The following is a 23,817-nucleotide window of genomic DNA, read 5'->3' as shown; positions in this document are numbered from 1 at the left end:
CTTCAACATTATCGTAAACTTATTTATTTCTAATTTACAATTAACAGAAAGGTCCATCTAAATAATAATTTCACTGATTATACATAAAAATAGTATCAGAACTGCTTATTTATCGGTTTTACATGCTGTGTGTTGATTAAACCGTCAAATAATTACGTTATTTTGATGTAGATTTATTTTTACGCTTATATATACGCTTTTTCTTCGCTGGGTTCGACGGTAAGCCTTGAAGTGCGGTCGGTAATTGACTGGATGCTTGCTCAATCAACAACTGTAAGTTAGTTTGCAAAGGTGTCATAAATGACTGATAGCGAATTTCCTTACGACTAATTGCGTCAAGTTTAGACTCCCAAAGCGCTGTCATATCTGGTGTGGTAGCCGTTTCAGGCAAACTATTAATGAGTCCTCGTCCAGCTGGGGTCGACGTAATCGTTTTCCCTTGCCGCTGTAAAAAGTTTCTTTTAAACAACAACTCAATAATACCAGCCCTTGTAGCTTCAGTTCCCAACCCATCGGTGTCTTTAAGTATTTTTTTTATTTCAGAATCTTTCACATAACGATTGATTCCGGTCATCGCCGCTAATAATGTTGCGTCAGTAAAGGGCTTAGGTGGCTGTGTTTGTTTTTCTATAAGCTCACCTTTATTGCAATATAAATCCTGCCCTTTAACTAAATCAGGTAAGCGACGCTGTATTTCATCTTCTTTATCATCATTGTGATTTGATTTACTGCTTTTAAACAACGCTTTCCAACCTTGCGATTTATCTTGCTTGGCTTTGGCGATGAAAAGGCCATTTTGAATAATGACTTCTACTATGGTTTCTAGATAAATGTAAGCGGGATAAAACTGAGCTAAATATTGTCGAGCAACGTGTAAATACACTTGCTTCTCTCGTTGGGACAGTGTTGACAAATTAGGTGTTTTTTCTGTCGGTACAATAGCATGATGCGCATCGACTTTACTGTCATTCCAAACTTTTGATTTTAATTTCGAATTAGGTGCAGCAACGCTTTCTAATAGCTCATTGGCACCACTTGAAATTGCAGACAATATTTTAGGTGCAAGTTTATGTTGCTCTTTTGGTAAATAGCGGCTGTCGGATCTTGGGTAAGTAATTAACTTATGTTTCTCATATAAACTTTGACAGGTTGATAACACATCCTGAGCACTCATCCCATAACGTTTAGAGCAATCAATCTGCAATGACGATAAGTTATATAGTAATGGCGGAGCTTGCTTCTTTTCTTTACTACTAACGTTATCGACTCGAGCCTCTTGCTCTGAAATTTTAGACACTACATTCTGAGCAAGTTTTTTTGAAAGTACCCGTCCTTCCTCATCTTGATATGGTGCGCAAGCTTCACTTGGTTTCCATTTCGCAGTGAACGTTTCACTGGTGTCAGTTTGAAGGTGTGCTAAAACCTCATAAAATGGTTTTGATTGAAAGTTTTCAATTTCTTCATCCCTTCTTACAACTAACCCTAACAGCGGTGTCTGCACTCTACCCACAGATAACACACCGTTGTAACCCACTTTTTTTCCTTGAATAGTATAAGCACGTGTCATGTTCATACCAAACAACCAATCAGCCCGACTTCGCGCAAGTGCGGACGTTGCCAGTGGAACAAACTCTTGATTTGGGCGTAACTTACTCAGTGCACGCTTTACCGCTGAGGGATTTAAATCACTGATCAATAACCTTTGCGTATTCTTTATCTTAGTTTGGCTTACTTTAAGATAAGAAATTACTTCATCGACTAACAATTGGCCTTCACGGTCAGGATCACCTGCGTTAATAATTTGACTCGCTTGCTTAACAAGCTTTCTTAACACTGTTAACTGTTTTCGAGTTTTAGGCTTGGGCTTTAATTGCCATGCATCAGGAATGATAGGTAAATGTTCAAGCTTCCAAGATTTATACTTTTCATCATAAGCATCCGGTTCGGCTTGTTCAAGCAAGTGGCCTATACACCAAGAAACGCAATCACCATTTCCAACCTCTATGTATCCATCGTGTTTTTTATGAGGTTTCGGAAGTACATCGGCGATGGCTCTCCCTAAACTTGGTTTCTCAGCTATGTATAGGTTCATGAATAAAGGCACTGGATAAAATTACAGTAACTTTACATTTAAGTTAAACGAACTTCAACTTGATTAATTACAAAATTCTTTGTGTAAAGCACCGATTAAACGAGCCATTTCATCACTGGCAAGTGAGTAATAGATAGATTGTGATTCTCTGCGAGTTTGTACTAATCCATCTTGTCTCAATTTTGCAAGATGTTGAGATAATGCCGACTGACTAAGATCTACGAGTTCATTAAGTTCATTTACGGCCAATTCGCCTTGACACAGATGACACAGAATTAACAAACGATTCTCATTGCTGATTGCCTTTAAAAGCCCAACGACATGACGTGCTTTTTCACGTAATTGACTTATATCGATATCTGGTTGTCCAGACATACTATCCCCCCTGTTTTATTGTTACTGGCATTGTTAAATGGCATGCATCCCTTTGTCAATTGTATTCCAGTATTTCACTGCGCCCCTTGAACATTAGAATAAACTAATGTACATTATATAAGCATAATCTAATATTAAAGAATGACATGATTGAATCACTCTCTCGCTTTGCATTAAATCGACCGAAAACGGTTTATTCTTTACTGTTTTTAATAGTATTTGTTTGTTTGGCTATGTTTCCAAAAATCACAATCGATACTGATCCAGAAAACATGTTACCCGCATCTGATATGGACAGAGCATTTCATAACCAAGTAAAAAGTGACTTCAGTATGCATGACATGCTGGTTATTGGAGCAATAAATAACTCTGAACAGGGAATATACAATTCACAATCATTATCAGATCTTGAACAATTATCAAAGAAAGTCATGTCATTGGAACACGTAATTCCGCAGGAATTACTCTCGTTAAATACGGTCGACAATATTACTCAAGCTAAGCACGGCGGTATCAGCTTTCAATGGCTTATGAAAAATGCGCCCGCCACTGAAAAGCAATCCATAAAGATAAAAACAGCCGTTTTACGTTTACCATTACTTGCAAATACGCTTGTTTCTGATGATGGCAAAGCCGCAGCAATCTATGTTGCTATTGACTCAAAACAGCACAGTTATCAAGTTGCTGAGAATATTAGAAAATTAATCAATGACATCCAGTCAAAAGACGACTATCACATTACTGGTTTACCGGTAGCAGAAGATCAATTTGGCTCAGAAATGTTCGTTCAAATGGGGATTGCAGCACCTATGGCGGGTTTAGCTATTTTCATACTGCTCCTTTGGTTTTTCAGAAGCATAAAACTCGTCGTAGGTTCGATGATTGTTGCCATGGCAACGGTGATCATCACCATGGGCTTACTGATTGGCATGGGGTTTACTGTTCATATTATGTCATCAATGATTGCGATTTTTTTAATGCCAATCGCCGTTGTTGACTCTACTCATATTCTTTCTGAATTTGCCGATGAATATCGTGATGGCAAAGATCCAAAAGCAGTGATCCAGCATGTCGTTTCAAAGCTATTCAAACCCATGCTTTACACCTCACTGACTTCCGCAGTCGGTTTTTTATCATTGATGCTGACGCCTATTCCACCCGTTAAAGTATTCGGTGGCTTTATCGCGTTTGGTATTTTGTTAGCCTTCATCATCACCATTGTATTTATTCCCGCTTACATCAGCCGCATGTCACCTACAGCGTTAGGTAAGCTCCAAAACTCGATGAAGAAACAAGAATCAGCAAAACTGCACACATTGCTGCCTAAATTGGGCCTCTTTGCTATTAGAAATAGAATTTACATACTGTTTGGATTCAGCGCTCTGTTTCTTATCAGTGTGGTTGGGATCAGCAAAATTCAAGTGAACGACAACCCTATCAATTGGTTCAAAACATCCCACGAAATCAGAGTAGCAGATAAAGCATTAAACCAGCATTTTGGCGGTACTTATGATGCTTGGCTTGTACTCGAAAGTGATAAAAAAAATCATACCGCAACAGAAAAATTATTAACCTCTCTTGAGCAAAGCAAGCTGATTAATGCTTCAGACTTGGAAACCATTAACAACTCAATTAACCAAGTTTCTCAAACCATTACCATACTTGATGACAAGCTGTTTAATGCAAATGTTCAGCAAGCATCAATTATTGAATCTTACGTCACCAAACTCGAAACGCTTGGGCAAGACAACAAAACATTTTTAAAGCCTGATATTTTATTGTGGATGCAAGAATTGCAATTCGAACTCGTAAAATCTGGCTTAGTTGGTAAAGTTAACAGCTTACCAGACATTATAAAAACCGTGAATCGTGAGCTTAATGGTGGCACTAATGTAGCGTTCAAACTGCCAAACAGTAGCGATGCCGTTGCACAAACACTTTTGCAATATCAATCATCCCACAGGCCTCAAGATTTGTGGCACTTCGTGACGCCAGACTACCACTCTAGCTTGATGTGGCTGCAATTAACCAGTGGCGACAATCAACACATGTCTCGTGTCATGGATTTTGTTGAGCACTACGTTGAGCTCCACCCTCTTCCAGACGACTTGAAGTTTGGCTGGGCAGGAAAAACCTACCTTAATGTTGTTTGGCAAAAAGCGATGGTCAACGGCATGTTAGAAAGCCTTGTATCTGCTTTTGTCATTGTTTTCTTAATAATGGTGATTCTATTTCGCTCTGTTAAATACGGCCTATTAGCTATGTTGCCACTCACGCTTACCATCACCTGTATTTATGGATTAATTGGTTGGGTTGGCAAAGATTATGACATGCCAATCGCAGTATTGTCGGCACTCACGCTTGGTTTGTCGGTTGACTTTGCAATCCATTTCCTCGAACGATTCAGAGAAAACCTAAAACAGCATGGTAATGTAACGACCACTTTAAAAGTGATGTTCCAAGAACCAGCAAGAGCCATATCTCGTAATGCCATCGTTATCGCAGTCGGTTTTATGCCGCTGCTTGCTGCACCATTAATCCCATACATCACCGTTGGCTTTTTCCTCGCCAGTATTATGGCGTTATCGGGAATCGTTACCCTGCTCTTACTCCCTTCTATTCTATCTTTTAAAAGGAATGAAGCATGAACATCAAAACCATAATTTATTCATTATCTACTTTGTTACCTATACATCAAATACATGCAGAAACCTTAAGCGCACAACAAATTATGGATAATGCCAATTTAAGTTATTACTACGTCGGCGATGATGGCCGTGCTGAAGCTCGTATGAAAATCATCGATAAACAAGGCCGTACTCAACTGCGACAATTTACCATTTTAAGAAAAGACCTCGTAGATGGTGGAGATCAAGATATACTCGTGCATTTCTCCCGCCCTAGCGATGTTAAAAACACCGTTTTCAGAGTCGTCAAACATCCACAAGCACAGGACGATCGCTGGCTTTACTTGCCCGGGCTAGATTTGATCAAGCGAATCTCTTCAGGAGATAAACGCACCTCGTTTGTCGGCTCTGACTTTTTTTATGAAGACATTTCAGGAAGAAGCCCAACATTAGATTCACATCAACTCATTGAAAAGATGGCAAATAAATATCACTTAAAAAGTATTCCGAATCATCCAGACAATGTCGAATTTAACCACTATGAGTCATGGATAGATTCAACGACATTTTTACCCATTAAAGTCACCTATTTTGATCAAAATAACAGTCCGATGCGAGAATTCACTGCATTAAAAAAACAATTAATACAAGGCCACCCAGTCATCACTAGTGCGCAAGTTAAAAACTTCGCTTCAGGTAATAAAACTATCATGCAAATTAGAGGTATTAAGTTTGATCTCGGGTTGCCAAATAATATTTTCTCAGAAAAAAGTTTGCGTACCCCGCCTTTCAAATGGCTAAGAAAAAGGTAAGAGGTTCAGCATGAATTACGTTATAAAGCCTTATTGGCTTTGGTTGTTACTCTTTATTCCATATATAGGTTTTACAAAAAACGCTATAAAAACGGAGCAAAATACTATTACTGGGAGTTTTACCGACGATTGGGATGATGACTGGCAAGATGAAGAAGACGAATCGAACTTAAATTATTTTGGTTTTATTGAGGGAGCTTACGGTCGCAGACTACAAAATAATGACGTTATACATTCGGCTTCCACACTTAATGAAATTCGAAGTCGATTAGAGGTGAACTACCAACTCACTGACTTAAACTTTAACATGAGTGGTGATCTTCTCTACGACAATATAATCAGCAAAACAAAAGTTCAAATAAGAACTGCTTTTATCGATTACAACTTAGGTGATAGCATAAATATTAAAGCTGGGCGCCAAATTTTGACTTGGGGTACGGGTGATTACTTATTTTTAAATGACTTATTCCCAAAAGATTGGCAATCATTTTTTTCTGGCAGAGCTGACGAATACCTAAAAGCCCCCTCAGACAGCATCAAGACAAGTTGGTATTCAAACAACTCCAGCATTCAATTAGTTTGGACGCCACGTTTTGAGGCTGATAACTCGATAAATGGTGAACGTTTCTCGTACTTTTCCCCGTTAACGAATCAACACTTAGGCTCACTCCCTAAATCTGAAAAACAATCCAGTGATACGTGGTCAATTAAGCTTGCTACCTCAGCAAATAGCATTGACTACGCACTCTATGTACACAAAGGTTTTTGGACTACACCTGTTGGGTTAACACCATATTTTAAACCTTATTACCCTAAATTGAACGTCTATGGAGCCAGTATGCAAACACCAGCTTCATCGGGTTTGTTTAATGCTGAAGTTGCTTGGTATAACAGCGTTGAAGACTCAAATGGCAGCGTTCCATTCGTGCCTAACTCTCAATTCAGAGCTTTGATTGGTTATGAACGAGAGATCATTGCTAACGTCACATTCTCGGCTCAATACTACTTGGAACATACAAAAAACCATCAACACTCAGTGGAAAACTCTCTTGCATCAGAATTTGAACCAGACCAAAACCGGCAACTAGCAACTTTGCGATTACGCTGGCTAACGCTACAAAACAAACTCAACCTGAGCCTGTTTAGTTTTTGGTCACCAACGGATAAAGATGCTTATTTTAAACCGAGCCTATCCTACAGATACAGTGATGATTGGTCATTTTCAGCAGGATTAAATGTATTTACTGGCTCTACTCAAAGCAGCTTTTTTGGTCAACACAGAGACAACTCAAATGCTTGGCTGAGAGTGAGATATAGCTACTGAATAAAAACATTACTAACATTACTAACATTACTAACATTATAAAAGTCATAAGGAAAAATAAAATGAGCATCGAACGTGCAATCTTTATATTCGCTGGCAGCATGGTATTACTGTCTCTCGCCTTAACTTACTATGTAAGCCTACATTTTGTATGGCTAACCGTTTTCGTTGGTGTCAACTTATTCCAGTTTGGATTTACTCAATTTTGCCCAATGGCAATTTTACTGAAGAAGTTTGGAATGAAGGCTGAGCGTAACATTTAGCAAATTGACTAACTCATGGAGCGAATGCTCCACGAGTTAGCAAGTCCCATTTCTTAGATATCAATATCAACCCATTGAAAGTTAACATTAAATTTAACATATTCTATTTACTGTAATTTGATTTTTCATCTTGAGGTGGTGTCAACCACTGAATGTGGAGACTAGCTGCGCCTTGAACAGTATATCCATTCGCATCCACAGTTCGTCTAATTTCCTGATCGTCCTGTAAGCCAATAGAAAACTTTAATGTATCAGATATTCTCAGTGGTTTATCACCGAAGTTTTTGTCTAAATATCCACAATCTGCATTATATGCATTAAATCTATTATCCCTAGGTGGATTATGGAAAATTTTACAGGGCGCTTTTTTATCAAAAGGATATGTTGTACCAGTGATGATTGATGGGGTAATTGCACTTTTATTAGGCATCACTAACGCAAGTTGAAACTGATTTAAATAGGCGTTTTTATAAATTAGAGGCACATTTTGAAAAGAGTATTCGAAATAAATTGTGTCATCTGGGTAGCTTTTGTTATGAGCAGAGTCATCACTATTGTCACTTTTTACTAGCGTGATATCACACAGATCTTTACCTAATTCGAGTTGAAACGGGTCATTCTTCGTACCAGATCCAGTTATAAACGGTAATCCACCTTTTCCTGAACCTTTTATCCCTTGAGCACATGTATCCGCTAATGCTGGAAACTGAACTGCTGTGAGCAGAACACCAAAACACACTAAAAGTTTAACTTTCATAACCATCACCCTATTTTAAATATAAAATTTAATAGTGGAAAACCATCTTCATAAAAGATTAGTTGATTTCACTCTAATTGCATGTTGGTGAACATTTCCTGAATAAATGAGCTATATAAATAGGAGTGCATAAATAAACTCGAGGGTTACTTTCATGTCTATGGCTACTAAGTATTCACTTCCTATTTTTTGCAGTTTCCTGTTATTACTTCCAACAATGTTGATTGCTAATGAGCAGTCTAAACCAGTAAAAATTTTAAATGAATATCGAACACCTGAGGATATGGCACGGGATAAATATCGCCACCCTGCTGAAACCCTCACCTTCTTTGGACTTAAGCCTACGCATACAGTAGTAGAAATTTGGCCCGACAGTGGATGGTATACGCAAGTCATTGCACCAATATTAAGATCTCAAGGGCAGTACATCGCCGCTCAATACCCTTCAAATTCAATGAGTAGATATCACTCTAGAGCCCAAGCAAAGTTTAAGAACAAGTTTAGCAATAAATTCCGCCGTTACGGACGGATTGTAGTTTCACAGTTTGAGCCGCCTCATTACGTTCATCTTGCTCCACAAAAAGCCGCTGATGTTGTTCTCACGTTTAGAAATATCCACAACTGGATGAGCAGTAACCAACAACATAATGTATTTAAAGCTGCATTCGCAGCTTTAAAACCTGGCGGTGTTCTAGGAATTGTCGAACATCGAGCTGAGCCGGGGATCAGCTTTTCTAAAATGATTGATACTGGCTATGTTTCTGAGGCTTATGTAAAAAAATTAGCAATGGCAGCAGGGTTTGATTTTGTCTCGAGCAGTGAAATTAATGCCAACCCAAGGGATACTAAAAATTATATTAATGGTGTTTGGGCACTACCACCAACCCTTATCAATGGTGACAGAAGTAAGGCTAAATATCTAAAAATTGGAGAAAGTGACAGAATGACACTTAAATTTGTGAAGCCTGAGTAATCAGATTTCACTTACAACTTGATACAAGTTTTTATCGATCCGTAAGTGTTTTTGCGTTATAAAAAAGAACAATACGTCCAAGAAACTGAGAAATCTATAAATGAAAACAAAAACATCCCTACTTTATGGTGCTGTTGTTTGTATGGCTTTAGGTTCAACTGCTGCTCTTGCTCATGACTCTCATAGCGAACATGCAAAAGTAAAGCCTGAAGTTCCAACAACCTTACAATATGACTTTGAATACCGAACTGCAAAAGAAAAAGCTCGCGATACATATCGTCACCCTAAGCAAACTCTCAACTTCTTTGGTGTTAAGCCCACTGACACAGTAGTTGAAATTTGGCCGGGAGGCGGTTGGTATACACAGATTCTTGCGCCAGCTCTAAAAGGGAATGGTCAATATGTTGCAGCCCATTGGCCAAAAGACTCAAGCGTCGGATTCTTTACTAAATATCGAGCAAAATTTGATGTTAAGTTCACAGACCATCCTGAGCGTTATGGAAACATCAGTGTTACAAGCTTTGAGCCACCAAAAAATACTACCTTAGCTCCAAGTGAAAGTGCTGATGTTGTTTTAACGTTCCGTAATGTCCATAACTGGATGAGTAAAAATTACGAACAAACTGTATTTGACTCAGCATTTAAAGCACTTAAGCCAGGAGGTGTTTTGGGCGTTGTTGAACACAGAGCTAAACCAGGAACAAAGCGATTGGCTATGATAGAGTCAGGGTATGTCACTGAAGATTATGTAAAGCAGTTAGCTCAAAACGCAGGATTTGAATTTGCTGGCGCAAGTGAAATTAATGCGAACTCTAAAGATATGAAAAGTTACCCCGCTGGAGTTTGGACATTACCTCCAACCTTAAGACTTAAAGAGCAAAATAAAGCTAAGTATTTGAAGATAGGTGAGAGTGATCGAATGACACTCAAGTTTGTGAAGCCTTCAATGTAACGACTTTGGCTACAATGATTGATTATTCATTGTAGCCACTTATCTACATTAAATACGACAAGATGGTTTATCAGAGGCTTTTGCTTGAACCGCAATTGCACTCGCCATATGTTTATTTAAGTCCGAAATTCGAGTTTGTGGTGCAGGATGAGTAGAAAGTAACTCAAAAGGTTTTTCTCCATTACTGGCTTTTTGCATATTCTTCCATAACTCGACCGATTGCTTAGGATTAAAACCTGCTTTGGCCATTAGCTCTAAGCCAATTTGATCAGCCTCTGTTTCTTGAATTCGACTGAACGGTAAAGTAACCGCAACTTGAGAGCCAACGCCTAACGCCGACATGATAACTTTACTTTGTTTAACATCCTGACTTTTTAAAGCTGTATCGGCAACTTGTAATCCAACACCTACAAGAGCACTGTTCGACATACGTTCGTTACCATGCTCTGCAATTACGTGCCCTACTTCATGACCAATGACAGCGGCTAATTGGTCTTGGTTTTTAGCAACGTTTAACAACCCAGTATAAACGCCTATTTTTCCGCCTGGTAAAGCAAATGCATTAACTTGTTTGCTATCAAAAACAACTACTTCCCATTTACCACCAAACACTTTTTTTGGAGCATGCTTGGTAATCGCTGTCGAAACACATTGCACATAACGATTATATTTCCCACTTGTAGATACTTTTTGCTTTTCTTTAATTTGAGTAAAAGCAAGGGTACCTTGTTGCGAAATTTGTGAATTTGAATAGAGCTTTAACTGCGAACGCCCTGTAGGTGATGTTGAGCAACCAGCAATAAAAAAACAGCAAGTGAACACACCCGCCAGCATTGAATAACCTTTTTTCATGAAGATAAATTCCATTTTATGAGATGCTTTGATTTTACCCAAACACATACTCACAAAACAATAAGCAAGCACACTTTAATATTTAAAATATTTTTTATTTTATCATTAATGATTTACGCTTCATTTTTTAGGTTGAACCTTTACAGCTTCATTTTTAGAAACCCTAGATACTGTTGTTGAACCAAGCCGCTTTGCGGCAGAAACTGCTGATAAACAACAATTAATCATATCAATCAACGATATCATTCATACTTCTTTGGCAGCAATATCGCTGTCAACGTTTAGGAGCATGGCTATCTATGGCTAGGTTATCCAAGTCATAGCAGCCTACTATCAGATTTCTGTTCGTCACAACTACGTTTTGCCATTTGCTTCCTTAAGATTTCACCTCACGATGAACACCCTTGCATAGGCTAACGGTTCCCGTTCGACAGAGTCCGTAGAGGACTTTCACCTCCTAGATCAACGCCATGCTCGGCGCTCCAACCAGATAAGGCGCAGGCTGCGCTGCGCCTATCCTTATTTATTATGTGGCTATTCGTTTAACTATCAGACAGTAGTTTTACAGCTTACCAACTTTATCAATATAGTCGCCGTTGTAGCTTCTAAAATAAACATTGGCTTCTATCTTTTCTGAGTTTGGATGAGGAAACTCGAATACTACCTGTACCGAACCTTCCCCCTCTTTGACCATTCTAGAAATTCTTTCATAGAGCTGTTTTTTCTTCTTTACGTGTTTATCATATTCAGGATCGCCTGGAGAAGTTTGAGGCATTCTAGCTATGACAAAAGAATCAGCACTATTTTTTAACGGAAATTTTTCCTTTGGAATAAATACCTGAAACTGACCATATTCAATATAGTTTATGCTTTTTTCATCCAATATTTCATTTCTGTAATTAGAAGCATTACGAGAATAACTTTTTCTTCTCAGACGAACATCTGATGCTAATACTGTATTTTCAGGGGTCAGCATAAAACTAAAATTTCTAAACGTGAACCCCTTACTGCTGGTATAAGCATGCACCTTCACTCTCTCATTTGAAAAAGTTAGAGGGCTATATATGGCTATAATTGCAAACAGAATAATATTCTTTAACATAACTTCAATCTCTTTGACTGGCGCCACATAACGCCCAAGTCATTTGCCGCAGCGAAGCGGAGGTCAAATACACGCGTTTGTTGAACCAAGCCGCTTTGCGGCAGAAACTGCTGATAAACAACATTTAATCATTTAAATCAACGCTATCGTTCATACTTCTTTGGCAGCAATATCGCTGTCAACGTTTAGGAGTATGGCTATGAGCCCTTACGAACAACAACGCTTTGATTTTCTTTATGAACAACATCTTACCAACTTAACATTACAAGGCAAGTGCCCTGCGACCATTGATGGCTACAGTCGTGCGGTTCGGCGTATCGCCACCCATTTTGACCGCTGCCCTGATAATTTATACACGCAAGAACTTAAAGACTATTTTAATGCCTTAATTCAATCTCACTCTTGATGTACGGTTAAAATTGACCGTAATTCGATATTTGTATCGTGGTGTATTACCTGACAGAGACATCATTAACGCGACCGATACTGAAGTCAGCTTTCGCTATACCGACAGTGAAACTCAGCAAAAGAAAATCAAAACCTTGCCTGTACTAACATTCTTATGGCAAATACTGCAACACGTTATCCCTAAAGGCTTTCGGCGAGTGCGAGATTACGGCTTATTGCATGGAGGAGCCAGAAAGAAACTGAAGAAGATACAACTGTGTTTGATGATGGCGGGCAAACTGGACTTCAGCATCATTGAACCTATCGTGCGTAAAAAAGCCCAGTGCTTATGTCGGCAGTGTCAACAACCGATGCAGTTTATGGGTATCGTTCGCTCAAGCGCCTTTGGCTGACACTCCTCGCACATTTGATAATAAGGATAATGGCAATAATTTAACGTAGAGGGTAATAAAAACAGAAAAAGACAAGTTAATGCAGCAGAGTATTAGTGGTAATAAGCATCATAGAGCGCCACTAAGGCTGAGTCATATCTAAATAAAAGTGAGCTGATAAATGGCTCACTCACATCACAAAATTATTTCTGAGATATTTGCATATATAAGTAGCGTCGGGCTGGTTCAACAACCAGATAAGGCGCAGGCTGCGCTACGCCTATCCTTATTTATTATACGCTTACTGAGAATCAAAATAATCGTTTATAGATTTTTCACCCTCAATAATTGCTCTATGCGCTTTTAACCCAGCTTCCGATGAATAAAAATCTGCGGCCTTTGATATTTCATGAGCTCGTAACTGTTCTAGGATTCTAGCTTTAAAAATTAACTTTACCGCTTTTCGATTTATTTTTTCATTAATAATTTGATCAGAACCGACAGCTGCCAGAAGCAAACTGCGAACTTCAGGAGGTAAACTATTTAGTTGTTCTGAAAACTCAGTAACATCGTTAACTTCTATTTGTTCGAGCGAGTCCATTATCTCAGGCATTTTTAAAGCAATATAAAGGCGCTCAAATTCCTTATTCGGATCAAGCTGTTCTTCAACAGAACAAGATGACAATAGCAATATGCTCAACGATAAGAAAATATAGTTAAATTTAAAAATCATCGAATGTCCTTTTCATGCGTATAACAGCTTATTGAACCAAGCCGCTTTGCGGCAGAAACTGCTGATAAACAACATTTAATCATTTAAATCAACGCTATCGTTCATACTTCTTTGGCAGCAATATCGCTGTCAACGTTTAGGAGTATGGCTATGAGCCCTTACGAACAACAACGCTTTGATTTTCTTTATGAACAACATCTTACCAACTTAACATTACAAGGCAAGTGCCCTGCGACCATTGATGGCTACAGTCGTGCGGTTCGGCGTATCTCCACCCTTTTTGACCGCTGCCCTGATAATTTATACACGCAAGAACTTAAAGACTATTTTAATGCCTTAATTCAATCTCACTCTTGATGTACGGTTAAAATTGACCGTAATTCGATATTTGTATCGTGGTGTATTACCTGACAGAGACATCATTAACGCGACCGATACTGAAGTCAGCTTTCGCTATACCGACAGTGAAACTCAGCAAAAGAAAATCAAAACCTTGCCTGTACTGACATTCTTATGGCAAATACTGCAACACGTTATCCCTAAAGGCTTTCGGCGAGTGCGAGATTACGGCTTATTGCATGCAGGAGCCAGAAAGAAACTGAAGAAGATACAACTGTGTTTAATGATGGTGGGTAAATTGGACTCTTATTTATTAGGTGCTTGTCCACGTAACTAAATTATTACTCTGAATACTGCCTGTATGCGTATGTGCAGCTTTGTATAAAGCATACCCGTAATCGTGCTCGATACGATAACAATCACATGAATTATGAACCATTTTATCATCAACCATTGAAATCTTTAGTGCAACAACAGGGTCGCCTTCAGATTTAACAGACGTATAGATAATCCCATCAGTCCTGTTGTCCTCGGTAAAAATATAAAGTAACTTTGAAGTTACTTTATAAAGATTACCGTTTTCTTTTCTCCGCAAGATGTCAGATAAAAAAGCATCACATAGAATGTGAGCTAAAAACACACTATTTGTATACTTTTTTTCTTGATACTGATTAACTTTGCAGAACAAATCAAACATTTCTTCAGGCATGAATCTTGGCTTAGATTGTCTGCGAACATGATCATAAATGCCTACATAATAAACATTGATTACATCGCTCAATTCCGACCGTAAAACATTTACCGTATCACCTACCTTGGAGTTTGATTCTGAGAAAGCTACGTTTACACCTCCATTTCCCGAGAAATATATGCAACCGTAATATACAGGATGTCCTTGTTCATTTAAGCGACCTATACCCGCTTTATCACTGTATTCTTCAGCGATGTAAGACAGTTGTGAAACATTTTGTTCCAGCTGCATAGTCTTATATGCCCTAGCCCGAAGTATCTTTAACCCTGGTTCTAGTGGAATGTGCAAGGATGTAGAAAAGAAACCAACTAATTCAGACAACATATCTTCGATTTGAGATTCACTTAACTCTATCTGTTGGTCGATATATGCGTTGAGTAGATCGATCTTGCTTGCTACATAACCCGCTAAGTCACCTTGTCTATTTAGATCTTCTGCTTTGCTATCAATCAAAGCTTTTATTTCATTAATTGACATATTCCACCGAAATTATATGAGCACCTAACGTTGCCAACACGGGCCTCAGCGAAGCGGAGGTTCAGCACACGCAGTGTGCGAGCGTGCTTGGCTTTGTTATGTTTCGGTCTATTATTGCCACATTCGTTCGTGACGATTCCTAGGCCAAGGAGCAGTTGATTCAACATGCACAGGCTGATCGCCTTGGGTTTGCAGCTTATAAGTGATTATTTGTTTTAAACGTTGCTTCATATTGTTAACTAGTAATTCTGGAGCATCAACGTCTATTAGTAAAAACTCAAAGTCCACAGTTTCTGCTGCAAAATTGTATTTTCGTAACTCAAGCTGTTGTTTAGTCCAACCCCTTATTTTAGGGTACCGAACTGACTCAACAAGAAAACCGTTAGTGTGAGGCTTAAGAAAAAACCCCTTCGTCCACTCTATTTGACTTGGCATACCTCCCAAGTTATATATTTTTCGTCGAAAACTCTCTATTTCGTAGGCCATGTCACGAAAATAATTACCTATCTCAAAGTGAGTTTTTTCGACATACGTCGATAATTCGATTACCTGTTCCTGTCCATTTAAATCATCAAGCATACTCAAAAGCGTTAAAGTTACATTCGAATCATGTCTATATAGCCTTCTGTAAGCCTCGATAAGCTCCGGTGACAACCTATCGAGTCCATCCGGTTTATCTGGCAAATCAAATTTACGAGATAGATAGGTGTTTACCGAATTCCTGATCACCTCTAAATCAACAGCAGCCGGATTTTCCAGAGTCTTTTTGATTCGATATGTCTGAGCTTCTAATATTGGGTAGATAGAAATATATGACTGGTAATAGTGCTCTATTTCAACTAGCGCTCGTTTATCCTTTTCTCGTTTTTCCTCATCCTTCATTGTCTGAGCTTGGCTTATCTGAGCTTGTATAGCTGATAATTGCTCATTCGACTTTTTATTAGAAGCATAGATTGTAAGTGACATAAGGCTGGCGGTGACGATTACACCAAGTAGAGCGATTAAGTTTGCTGGCCAATCAGTCGAGGGCGTTATTGTATTGGCATCAGGCAAGGCACTATTACTTACCTTGTAAACCATAGATACGATTACCACTGTCAAAATAAGCCACACAACAATCATTATTGGTAGATATAGATTTTCTATTAATTTCATATCCTTTCCAAAGGTTTCCTAGCAAGCATGAAAAACATAACAGCTTATTAGAAGGAAAAAGTCTCGCTTTCACACATCTGACCTCTCCATAACAGTAAAGTAACTATAAAACAGTCTTCTGTATTATTTCAACATGTTACACCTATAATTGCACAATAAGATTCGTCGAAATAGAGAAAAAATCCTGTTTTGCGATCGAAAGTGGGAATTTTGCATAACTGAGCAATTATACAGCGGCAAAAATCAAATATAACAATATTTTTCATACCTTAATCTAAGTCTGGTTTTGTGGCAGCCCGTCTGTGATGTTGTAATATTCACCTTTTTCAGACACAAAAATATGATGCGAAAGCTTTACTTCGTTTTGAGTGTCAAACAACCCCATGCAGATACCTGTCCAGCTGTGTTTATTTTTATCTAATGGATCAAAAAACAATGCACTGCCACAGTTTTCGCAAAAACCTCGCCTAGCTCTTTCGGATGATTCGAACCATTTAACGTGCTCCTCACCTTCTATAACTACTTCATTTCGCTCAGTTTCGGTGCTGACTAAAAAATGTCCAGACCATTTACGACATTGATAGCAATGGCAGGCATCTGCATCTGATAGCGCTCCATTCACAATGATACTTACTTTGCCACACAAACAACTTCCTTTATGTTGTTCCATATTTGAACCTCTTAGTTTATGCCCCTGACAAAGCTCTCGATGGCTCTACTTTGGTCGCTTGCCAAGCAGGATAAATTGTAGAAATAAAACTGAGCACTAATGCTATCACTAATGACAAATACACATCGCTCCATTGTAATTTAGACGGCAAAAAGTCAATAAAATAAACATCACCTGACAAAATTTTAAAGTGAAACAGTTGTTCAAAAAACTGCGCGATATCACTAAGGTTAAGGGCAACAGCTACACCAATCATTACACCTAAAAAGCAGCCAACAACGCCATTTAACATGCCTTGGAATATAAATGTTTGCATCATTGCTTTTCGTTTAATGCCCATTGTCATCAATATTGCTATCTCCGACTGCTTGTCTCTAACAGACATCACAAGCGTTGAAACTACATTAAAACATGCAACGGCTATAACGAGTGCTAGCGCTAGATACATCACCATTCTTACAAGCTGAATATCTTGATAAATATGGCCTTGAGTTCGTGTCCAATCAGTCATATAAACAATTTGCTTCAGCGTGTACCCAAATTCTCGCACGAGATATGGGGCAACAAACACATCATTCATTTTTAAACGTACACCCGTAACGCCATCACCGGCATTAAGCAGTTTTTGGGCATAACTGAGTGGGATGTATGCAGTTGTCGCCTCAAGTTCACCACCTAATTTATACGTTCCGCTGATGATAAATCGCTGACTTTTAGCTTTATTTAAGTTTGCAGAGTGCTTTGAGTCATTTAGCATATACATCGAAATGGTATCGCCAATTTTCAGTTCAAGCTTTTTCAGAAGGTTATGACCAACAATAATATGGTTGCCCTCTCCTTTTGCGATAGTTTGCCAATCGTGTTGGCTAACAAATTGAGGCAACTTTGACACTTTTGGTTCTAACTTGGTATCAATACCAACGATATTGATACCTTGAAAGCCTTTGTTCTTTTGTATTAAACCTTCAAATCTCATAAAAGGGGCAGCGGCTTCAATACCATTGATTTTTTGTGCTGAATCAGCGATTGTTTTCCAGTTTTCAATTGGGGTTTCGGCACCGATGACTTCTGCATGAGGGATCACACCTAACAATCGATTTTCAAGCTCATATTGAAAACCGTTCATGGCTGACAGCAAGATAATTAACACAGCAACACCCAATGCTATACCTGCTGTTGATGCAAAAGAGATAAAACCAATAAAGCCATTCGATTGTCGAGCTCGATAAAATCGCCACCCCAGTTTGAGTGCTAAACGACTCATGCCGTTTCGCCATTCATAGCTTCAAGTTTTCCGGCTTTCATTATCAACTGTCTGTCCATTTTCGCTGCCAATTCACTGTCATGAGTCACAACGACAAAGGCGGTACCAATTTGTTGCGATAATTCTTTTAGTAATGCATAAACTGATTCACCACTTGCAGCATCCAAATTACCCGTAGGTTCGTCCGCAAGTACAACTCTGGGCTTGTTTATTAATGCACGCGCAATCGCAACTCGTTGGCGTTCACCACCCGATAGCTCGGCAGGCGTGTGTGTTAAACGATGTCCTAACCCTACCCTGTTTAATAACTCTTCAGCTCTACCAAGCGCCTGTTTTTTGTTTACGCCTTGAATAAATGCAGGCATTGCGACATTTTCAACCGCTGAGAACTCAGGCAACAGATGATGAAACTGATAAATAAACCCTAAATCTTGATTACGTATTTCGCTTTGTCTTGTTGATGAAGCGCTATAAACATCCTCATCACCAAGAAACACATCACCTTGTGAAGGTTTATCTAAAGTCCCCATTACGTGTAATAAGGTACTTTTGCCTGAACCGGAACTCCCCACAATCGCTAATTGCTCACCTTCAAAGACTGATAAATCAACGACCTTTAAAACTTCAGTCGTGTTATTACCATCGGTGTAACTCTTAGATACGCCTTTTACTTTTAAAATTGTTTTTTTCATCATTCATACCTAAGTGCGTGTGCGGGTTCTACTCTAGAAGCTTTTAATGCTGGATAAATGGTCGCAAGCAAGCTCACAACAACAGTACCGATAGCAATATACAAAATTCTTTGCCCTTCAAGTTCAACAGGCAGGCTCATACCTGGCCCAAGAATTGAGACGCCTAATATTTTGAGAATTGGATTAAGATTGAGCGTTATAGCAACGCCAACGATCATGCCGCCAATCATACCGATTATGGTATTCAGCAAACCTTGAAATACAAATATGCCCATAATGCTTTGAGTGGTCATGCCTTGAGTTTTTAGCATCGCCACATCCGCTGTTTTATCGACGACCATCATGACTAAAGCTGAAACGATATTGAACGCTGCAACCAAAACAATAAGACTGAGCATGAGCGACATCATCTTATTTTCCATTTGAACAGCACCAAAAAATGTTCCGTAAATTTTACGCCAATCTTTTAGCTCAACTTTTTGCTCAGCAAAGAGTGATTTAATCTTTGACTCAACACTTGAGAACTCAAAAGCATCCTCAAGAAATACGCGTAAATCACTCACTTGACTTGGCGACTTTCTGACTAAACGTCTTGCGTCTTTGTAGTGGGTGTAAGCTATGGTTGCATCGACTTGTGACCCGGTTTCAAACACGCCAACAACAGTAAATTTCCTTTGGCTTGGCACTGGCCCTATGGGTGAGTAGATTACGCCATCGCCACTGTATATCCTGATTTTCTGCCCCACTGTAACACCTAAGCGGCGAGCCAGTTCATTACCGAGAATAACTTGATATTTACTTGGCTTTAAATCATCAAACGAACCAGGGTAGATATGACCATCAACGGATGAAACTAAATGACCATCTTTAGGATTAATACCATAAAGTTCCATGGCAGCAATACCATTACTAGACTGAACCATAGCTTGGGTACTGACACTTGGCGTGACACCTATGACACCTTTTATCTCTGAAACCTGCTTTGCTCGTTGTTGCCAGTCAGCGAGTGGTTGTTCACTTTGTACGGTCAATTGAGAGACAGCCCCTAACAACTTTCCCTTTAACTGCCCTTCTAACCCATTCATGACCGAAGTGACAATTATCAACGCAGCCACACCCAAGAAAATGCCAGAAACTGCAAAAAAGGTAATAAATGACGAGAAGCTATTGGCTTTTTTTGCCTTCCAATAGCGAAAACCAATAAGAAGAGAAACGTTTAAATTCATAAAATGAGGTATTTACCTACTCAATTGCAGCCAAGCCTTAAATTAAGTACCTATTTAAGTCTTGTACTTGCTAAATCATAAAGATAGGCACGATAATAGAGACATTAAAAGTATAAATAAAGAGGCAAACTATGATTGATGAGTCTTCTTCTTATTTTAGTGTGCCTCATAAATTTAAAGCATATCTAAAACCTTGGCCAACAAGCACTGAGCTACCAAGTTTAAATGAACTTCAGAACCTGCAGTCTGTTGGCTTACAACTGCTCAGTGAAGTTAAAGCTGTTGAGTCTAGCTCGTTGATACAACTTAGGGCTTTAGAGAATGATGCAAAAACCGTTGTTGACTATTTAAAGCTTCAATCTAAAAAAATCGACCTTATTTTGCAATACGTGCTTGAGGCTGAGCATCAAGAAGGTACAAGTTATCTTGGTACAAAATTTGGCGGTGGTGGTATTGAAATCATTACTGATGTTGAGCCTAATATTGACCAACACTTTGAAGTGACAATATTTATCCGAGATGAGTTAGTCGCAGTGTTAGCTATTGCTACAGTTACTTCAGTCACGCAAACCGAAGATGAGCATTGGAAAGCGGAACTCAGTTTTAGCCGAATTTTGGAAGCTGATGTTGAAATACTAGTTAAAGCCAGTTTGGGCGTTCAGCAGAAGATGCTTAAAGCTCGTACCAATAGAAGATAAGCGCAACTCAAATTGAGAATCTGCCGATATTTTCCGTCATTATCTGAATATACCCATGATACCTGAAGATGCTCGATTTCAGCGAGAATGCACAACTTGTTAATCAAGGCGACAGTGTGCGGCAATAGTGAGCTATTGTTAGCACTGGCAACGAAGAGTAGCAAGCTGTGCAACTCGCACTGCGTGGACTTCTCAGCGCCAATTCTTCTTTGTTAAATTAGCTCGAAAGAATCCCGATATTGCTTCGCTAATGCGCCTCAAAGAATTGGCGCTGAAAAAGTCCTGAAACATGCATCTTCAAGTATCATGGGTATATACAGGTAGATTCATTTTTTAATTCAAATTATCTTCCGCGCTTAAAGTAACTAGCTTTATAATTGAAGCTTAGAAGCTTAAATAGTTACTTTAAAAATATGGTTTACCCGAACAAAAATGTGCTCTTTGCTCGATGCTCTTTGAACTGATTTTGTTTATGTTCAAATACTGCATCATTGATTTCACGGTATTCTTGTATTTTTTTCTTTACTTCAATAATCTGTTCTCTCAGTTTAGTTGTTGCTTCACCTGGTAGTTGACTTAAATCTCTTTCCACTTGAGCAAGCTTAACTTCATCAAGTTCAGTTTTAAATTGATTCCACCCTTGTTCAGCTCTTACACCTACCACACTCATAAATTGATTCGAAGCTCCCAGGATGAACGGATTAGTACAGGCGCAAAGGCCACGTAATGCCATCGAAAACCCATCAGCCCAAGGAAATTTCTGTTCACGACTTCGTGTTGAAGAATCCCGACATTGTAATTTGAAAATAAAATTACCCACAGAATCGGTTCCACATGGGTAAGAAATATTATTAAATGCACTTTGGTAAGCACAATAGGCATCCCCAGCGCTAATAGCAACATTTCCAAGCGCCAGCAATAAGAATGGGGTGGCGATACCCCCAGTAACTACTGTTGCTGCAGTTGCTGCAACTAAACCACCTACAGAGAGGGCAAGTGAACCGAGCTTACTTAAAAAGGTTTTCTTAGTGATATCAACTCCTGCCTCTTTAGCCTTTTCAAGGTTTTTCGTTGCACTTTCTACACGCTTATCTACGGCGTTTACTTTTTCTGTAAGTTGTTCTACAGATTTATCTATCACTTTTTTCTCAGCTGCAAGCACACTTTGGTCTTTTTTTACGAAAAAACTGCAATGTTCATTTTCTACATTAAAACTCACAGCACCTGGTGCGAATTTTAGATTGTTAAATCTCTCATCTGGTCCTTCAATATCTTTGGTGACATCGCTAAATGAAGTGTACGACGAACGCTCCTGAATCGAAGTACTCAATTCACTCATGATAACTTCCCCTTGCTTTTGATACTGAACAACCCATAAACCGTAAAAATTTCTTTTTTTTCTTATGGTTCTTTCAGTATTACCCCTGAAAGCGTGCGTTGTTGATATTAATAAATCTAAGGTTAGCTTAGGTGTGATGATTAGAATAGTTTTCTAAACGAGCTTTAATTTATTGGATAAATAGCATTTATAAATGAAATAAAATTTATTAAGAAGTAAGCAATTGTTAATAAATGGCTATTGATATATGAAAATTTCAGAGAGTACCAATCTATCAATACTTCTGACACTTTCGGCTTTTAAGATTCAACGCCAAATAATCCGTAAAAGTGTAAGGAATCCACATTTTTAATTTAAAATAATCGAGACTTTAATTAGTTAATAAATGAGCCATAATGGTTGGAAATATAATTCGATGGTAATTAACCTACTTAATTACCATCGAAGGTTTTTAATATTTTTGCCAGAGCTTCTAACCCCTTTTCCATTTCATCATTTAACGGCAGTGCAAAGGTTATTCTAAAAAAGGCGTTGTACTCATTTCTGAACGTGAATATTTTCCCCGGTGCGATAGCCACTTTTTTATCCATCGCTTTGTACCATAAATTTTCACTAGAATGCCCTTCAGGAAGTTTTATCCATAAACAAGGCCCCCCTGAAACTTGAGATATTGACAGTTTTGACTCACTCGAAATATTCAATCGTTCAATACATTTCTGATGGTTAAGCCTCATCTCCTTTCGGATCTGATTTAAATGCTTTATGTACTTGCCACTTTCTAACAGTGAAATCAGCATACGTTGAAATAAAATATTCGCTGGCTCAGAGGTTACTTGCTTTGCCAGTGATATGGATTCACTGCAACCAATACAAACCATATATCCTAGGCTGAATGTCATGGATATAGTGTCAAAGTAATCGCCGATACTCACAATTTGAATATCGCTAAAGCCCTTATTTGTGGCCAATTCAGCAAGGCTCAGTGGTTTATTTCCAAAAAAGTGCAGCGGACTTCGGTCGTATTCAATGAGGATCACATTTCGCTTTTTGGCCCATGTCAGAAGCATTAGTTTTTCTTTATCAGAAAGTATTCTCCCTGTTGGATCATTAAAACTTGGGTTTACAAGAAAACATTTAAAAGGCGTTTGAAGAAATGTCTTGTCTAATAACTCAAGTTCCTCTTGATAATCCTGTTGCTGAGGGATCTCAATAACGTCTAGGTTTAAAGGGGCGAGGCCTGAGCGAAAGTAAAAACTCACTGGAGACTCAATAGCAATTCGCTCTCCTCTCAAATTTAAACCTGTAATCACTGTTTGAAGTGCTTGTATTCGACCAGATATAATCACAAGCTGCTCTGGCGTAATTTTACCAAAACGGTTAAACCAATATTTACACAGTGCGACTTTTAATTCAGGTAGCCCTGTCACTGGGTCTTCTTTATCCCTGACTCTTCTACACAAATATTATGGAAATTGAACTTATTATCGTTTCGTTGATCTGATCAGTAAATTACACTAGATAAGGCAACGCATCATGTCAATTTTCAACCAAGATCTATGGTCAAA

At 38.6% G+C, this 23,817-nt stretch carries 23 protein-coding genes and 2 pseudogenes; 11 read left to right on the top strand and 14 right to left on the bottom strand.

What is annotated here, in order from left to right; all coding sequences use genetic code 11:
- Positions 1–157: 157 nt before the first annotated feature.
- A complete protein-coding gene (locus JQC92_RS09120; protein ID WP_204999360.1) occupies positions 158–2,092 on the bottom strand; it encodes a DNA topoisomerase III in 1,935 nt (644 codons plus the stop codon).
- A 63-nt stretch (positions 2,093–2,155) separates the two neighbouring features.
- Positions 2,156–2,467: an ArsR/SmtB family transcription factor gene (locus tag JQC92_RS09115; protein ID WP_204999359.1), complete on the bottom strand. Its 312-nt coding sequence runs from the start codon at positions 2,465–2,467 to the stop codon at positions 2,156–2,158.
- Between the two features lie 146 nt (positions 2,468–2,613).
- Here JQC92_RS09115 and JQC92_RS09110 point away from each other — a divergent pair, with 146 nt between their 5' ends.
- From JQC92_RS09110 to JQC92_RS09095, 4 genes are all read left to right on the top strand, one after another.
- On the top strand, positions 2,614–5,115 hold the full coding sequence (locus JQC92_RS09110) for an efflux RND transporter permease subunit (RefSeq protein ID WP_204999358.1): 2,502 nt from the start codon (positions 2,614–2,616) through the stop codon (positions 5,113–5,115).
- Positions 5,112–5,906, top strand: coding sequence for an outer membrane lipoprotein-sorting protein (locus JQC92_RS09105; RefSeq protein WP_204999357.1), 795 nt, complete (start codon positions 5,112–5,114; stop codon positions 5,904–5,906). Before JQC92_RS09110 ends, JQC92_RS09105 begins: the two co-directional genes overlap by 4 nt.
- A gap of 10 nt (positions 5,907–5,916) precedes the next feature.
- A complete protein-coding gene (locus tag JQC92_RS09100; protein ID WP_204999356.1) occupies positions 5,917–7,230 on the top strand; it encodes a DUF1302 family protein in 1,314 nt (437 codons plus the stop codon).
- 62 nt (positions 7,231–7,292) lie between these two features.
- Positions 7,293–7,493, top strand: a complete 201-nt coding sequence (locus JQC92_RS09095) for a YgaP family membrane protein (RefSeq protein WP_204999355.1) — start codon at positions 7,293–7,295, stop codon at positions 7,491–7,493.
- A gap of 103 nt (positions 7,494–7,596) precedes the next feature.
- Here the strand turns inward: JQC92_RS09095 and JQC92_RS09090 are convergent, their stop codons facing one another.
- Positions 7,597–8,250: a hypothetical protein gene (locus JQC92_RS09090; RefSeq protein ID WP_204999354.1), complete on the bottom strand. Its 654-nt coding sequence runs from the start codon at positions 8,248–8,250 to the stop codon at positions 7,597–7,599.
- Between the two features lie 154 nt (positions 8,251–8,404).
- On the opposite strand from JQC92_RS09090, the gene JQC92_RS09085 reads away from it, so the two are divergent.
- Both JQC92_RS09085 and JQC92_RS09080 read left to right on the top strand, forming a co-directional pair.
- Positions 8,405–9,223: a class I SAM-dependent methyltransferase gene (locus tag JQC92_RS09085; protein ID WP_204999353.1), complete on the top strand. Its 819-nt coding sequence runs from the start codon at positions 8,405–8,407 to the stop codon at positions 9,221–9,223.
- 100 nt (positions 9,224–9,323) lie between these two features.
- Positions 9,324–10,175: a class I SAM-dependent methyltransferase gene (locus JQC92_RS09080; protein WP_204999352.1), complete on the top strand. Its 852-nt coding sequence runs from the start codon at positions 9,324–9,326 to the stop codon at positions 10,173–10,175.
- A gap of 48 nt (positions 10,176–10,223) precedes the next feature.
- Here the strand turns inward: JQC92_RS09080 and JQC92_RS09075 are convergent, their stop codons facing one another.
- Positions 10,224–11,027: a M48 family metallopeptidase gene (locus JQC92_RS09075; protein WP_239480486.1), complete on the bottom strand. Its 804-nt coding sequence runs from the start codon at positions 11,025–11,027 to the stop codon at positions 10,224–10,226.
- Between the two features lie 562 nt (positions 11,028–11,589).
- A complete protein-coding gene (locus JQC92_RS09070) occupies positions 11,590–12,156 on the bottom strand; it encodes a hypothetical protein (RefSeq protein ID WP_204999351.1) in 567 nt (188 codons plus the stop codon).
- A gap of 172 nt (positions 12,157–12,328) precedes the next feature.
- On the opposite strand from JQC92_RS09070, the gene JQC92_RS09065 reads away from it, so the two are divergent.
- The gene (locus tag JQC92_RS09065) at positions 12,329–12,535 is read left to right on the top strand and encodes a phage integrase N-terminal SAM-like domain-containing protein (RefSeq protein ID WP_204999350.1); all 207 of its coding nucleotides are present in this window, start codon (positions 12,329–12,331) and stop codon (positions 12,533–12,535) included.
- 25 nt (positions 12,536–12,560) lie between these two features.
- A pseudogene (locus tag JQC92_RS09060) lies at positions 12,561–12,929 on the top strand (transposase); the annotation flags it as partial.
- Positions 12,930–13,209: 280 nt separating this feature from the next.
- Here the strand turns inward: JQC92_RS09060 and JQC92_RS09055 are convergent.
- On the bottom strand, positions 13,210–13,641 hold the full coding sequence (locus JQC92_RS09055; RefSeq protein ID WP_204999348.1) for a hypothetical protein: 432 nt from the start codon (positions 13,639–13,641) through the stop codon (positions 13,210–13,212).
- 150 nt (positions 13,642–13,791) lie between these two features.
- Between JQC92_RS09055 and JQC92_RS09050 the strand changes: the two genes are divergently transcribed.
- Together JQC92_RS09050 and JQC92_RS22570 are read left to right on the top strand one after the other, a co-directional pair.
- On the top strand, positions 13,792–13,998 hold the full coding sequence (locus JQC92_RS09050; RefSeq protein WP_204999347.1) for a phage integrase N-terminal SAM-like domain-containing protein: 207 nt from the start codon (positions 13,792–13,794) through the stop codon (positions 13,996–13,998).
- A 25-nt stretch (positions 13,999–14,023) separates the two neighbouring features.
- A pseudogene (locus JQC92_RS22570) lies at positions 14,024–14,281 on the top strand (transposase); the annotation flags it as partial.
- A gap of 12 nt (positions 14,282–14,293) precedes the next feature.
- Here the strand turns inward: JQC92_RS22570 and JQC92_RS09040 are convergent.
- The 6 genes from JQC92_RS09040 to JQC92_RS09015 all read right to left on the bottom strand — a co-directional run bounded on the left by JQC92_RS09040 (position 14,294) and on the right by JQC92_RS09015 (position 20,215).
- A complete protein-coding gene (locus tag JQC92_RS09040) occupies positions 14,294–15,208 on the bottom strand; it encodes a hypothetical protein (protein WP_204999345.1) in 915 nt (304 codons plus the stop codon).
- Positions 15,209–15,319: 111 nt separating this feature from the next.
- Positions 15,320–16,363: a hypothetical protein gene (locus JQC92_RS09035; RefSeq protein WP_204999344.1), complete on the bottom strand. Its 1,044-nt coding sequence runs from the start codon at positions 16,361–16,363 to the stop codon at positions 15,320–15,322.
- Between the two features lie 274 nt (positions 16,364–16,637).
- Positions 16,638–17,033, bottom strand: a complete 396-nt coding sequence (locus JQC92_RS09030) for a GFA family protein (protein WP_204999343.1) — start codon at positions 17,031–17,033, stop codon at positions 16,638–16,640.
- Positions 17,034–17,049: 16 nt separating this feature from the next.
- Positions 17,050–18,297: a lipoprotein-releasing ABC transporter permease subunit LolE gene (lolE, locus tag JQC92_RS09025; protein WP_204999342.1), complete on the bottom strand. Its 1,248-nt coding sequence runs from the start codon at positions 18,295–18,297 to the stop codon at positions 17,050–17,052.
- Positions 18,294–18,989 (bottom strand): lipoprotein-releasing ABC transporter ATP-binding protein LolD, encoded by a 696-nt coding sequence (gene lolD, locus JQC92_RS09020; protein ID WP_204999341.1) that lies wholly within the window; start codon positions 18,987–18,989, stop codon positions 18,294–18,296. The genes lolE and lolD overlap by 4 nt, the downstream gene beginning before the upstream one ends.
- Positions 18,989–20,215 (bottom strand): lipoprotein-releasing ABC transporter permease subunit, encoded by a 1,227-nt coding sequence (locus tag JQC92_RS09015; RefSeq protein ID WP_204999340.1) that lies wholly within the window; start codon positions 20,213–20,215, stop codon positions 18,989–18,991. Before JQC92_RS09015 ends, lolD begins: the two co-directional genes overlap by 1 nt.
- A 131-nt stretch (positions 20,216–20,346) precedes the next feature.
- On the opposite strand from JQC92_RS09015, the gene JQC92_RS09010 reads away from it, so the two are divergent.
- Positions 20,347–20,913, top strand: a complete 567-nt coding sequence (locus JQC92_RS09010) for a hypothetical protein (protein ID WP_204999339.1) — start codon at positions 20,347–20,349, stop codon at positions 20,911–20,913.
- Between the two features lie 418 nt (positions 20,914–21,331).
- Here JQC92_RS09010 and JQC92_RS09005 read toward each other — a convergent pair whose 3' ends face one another.
- Positions 21,332–22,252, bottom strand: a complete 921-nt coding sequence (locus JQC92_RS09005) for a hypothetical protein (RefSeq protein ID WP_204999338.1) — start codon at positions 22,250–22,252, stop codon at positions 21,332–21,334.
- Positions 22,253–22,683: 431 nt separating this feature from the next.
- Positions 22,684–23,679, bottom strand: a complete 996-nt coding sequence (locus JQC92_RS09000; protein ID WP_204999337.1) for an aminotransferase class I/II-fold pyridoxal phosphate-dependent enzyme — start codon at positions 23,677–23,679, stop codon at positions 22,684–22,686.
- Positions 23,680–23,817: the final 138 nt, after the last annotated feature.

It is taken from the genome of Parashewanella hymeniacidonis (assembly GCF_016900895.1).
Classification (GTDB): domain Bacteria; phylum Pseudomonadota; class Gammaproteobacteria; order Enterobacterales; family Shewanellaceae; genus Parashewanella; species Parashewanella hymeniacidonis.
This window is presented reverse-complemented; position numbering and strand designations above follow the sequence as displayed.

What these genes read in the sequence shown, in the direction of transcription:
- JQC92_RS09120 (WP_204999360.1), bottom strand. Translation starts at nt 2,092, where the DNA reads ATGAACCTATACATAGCTGAGAAACCAAGTTTAGGGAGAGCCATCGCC.
- JQC92_RS09115 (WP_204999359.1), bottom strand. Translation starts at nt 2,467, where the DNA reads ATGTCTGGACAACCAGATATCGATATAAGTCAATTACGTGAAAAAGCA.
- JQC92_RS09110 (WP_204999358.1), top strand. Translation starts at nt 2,614, where the DNA reads ATGATTGAATCACTCTCTCGCTTTGCATTAAATCGACCGAAAACGGTT.
- JQC92_RS09105 (WP_204999357.1), top strand. Translation starts at nt 5,112, where the DNA reads ATGAACATCAAAACCATAATTTATTCATTATCTACTTTGTTACCTATA.
- JQC92_RS09100 (WP_204999356.1), top strand. Translation starts at nt 5,917, where the DNA reads ATGAATTACGTTATAAAGCCTTATTGGCTTTGGTTGTTACTCTTTATT.
- JQC92_RS09095 (WP_204999355.1), top strand. Translation starts at nt 7,293, where the DNA reads ATGAGCATCGAACGTGCAATCTTTATATTCGCTGGCAGCATGGTATTA.
- JQC92_RS09090 (WP_204999354.1), bottom strand. Translation starts at nt 8,250, where the DNA reads ATGAAAGTTAAACTTTTAGTGTGTTTTGGTGTTCTGCTCACAGCAGTT.
- JQC92_RS09085 (WP_204999353.1), top strand. Translation starts at nt 8,405, where the DNA reads ATGTCTATGGCTACTAAGTATTCACTTCCTATTTTTTGCAGTTTCCTG.
- JQC92_RS09080 (WP_204999352.1), top strand. Translation starts at nt 9,324, where the DNA reads ATGAAAACAAAAACATCCCTACTTTATGGTGCTGTTGTTTGTATGGCT.
- JQC92_RS09075 (WP_239480486.1), bottom strand. Translation starts at nt 11,027, where the DNA reads ATGAAAAAAGGTTATTCAATGCTGGCGGGTGTGTTCACTTGCTGTTTT.
- JQC92_RS09065 (WP_204999350.1), top strand. Translation starts at nt 12,329, where the DNA reads ATGAGCCCTTACGAACAACAACGCTTTGATTTTCTTTATGAACAACAT.
- JQC92_RS09055 (WP_204999348.1), bottom strand. Translation starts at nt 13,641, where the DNA reads ATGATTTTTAAATTTAACTATATTTTCTTATCGTTGAGCATATTGCTA.
- JQC92_RS09050 (WP_204999347.1), top strand. Translation starts at nt 13,792, where the DNA reads ATGAGCCCTTACGAACAACAACGCTTTGATTTTCTTTATGAACAACAT.
- JQC92_RS09040 (WP_204999345.1), bottom strand. Translation starts at nt 15,208, where the DNA reads ATGTCAATTAATGAAATAAAAGCTTTGATTGATAGCAAAGCAGAAGAT.
- JQC92_RS09035 (WP_204999344.1), bottom strand. Translation starts at nt 16,363, where the DNA reads ATGAAATTAATAGAAAATCTATATCTACCAATAATGATTGTTGTGTGG.
- JQC92_RS09030 (WP_204999343.1), bottom strand. Translation starts at nt 17,033, where the DNA reads ATGGAACAACATAAAGGAAGTTGTTTGTGTGGCAAAGTAAGTATCATT.
- lolE (WP_204999342.1), bottom strand. Translation starts at nt 18,297, where the DNA reads ATGAGTCGTTTAGCACTCAAACTGGGGTGGCGATTTTATCGAGCTCGA.
- lolD (WP_204999341.1), bottom strand. Translation starts at nt 18,989, where the DNA reads ATGAAAAAAACAATTTTAAAAGTAAAAGGCGTATCTAAGAGTTACACC.
- JQC92_RS09015 (WP_204999340.1), bottom strand. Translation starts at nt 20,215, where the DNA reads ATGAATTTAAACGTTTCTCTTCTTATTGGTTTTCGCTATTGGAAGGCA.
- JQC92_RS09010 (WP_204999339.1), top strand. Translation starts at nt 20,347, where the DNA reads ATGATTGATGAGTCTTCTTCTTATTTTAGTGTGCCTCATAAATTTAAA.
- JQC92_RS09005 (WP_204999338.1), bottom strand. Translation starts at nt 22,252, where the DNA reads ATGAGTGAATTGAGTACTTCGATTCAGGAGCGTTCGTCGTACACTTCA.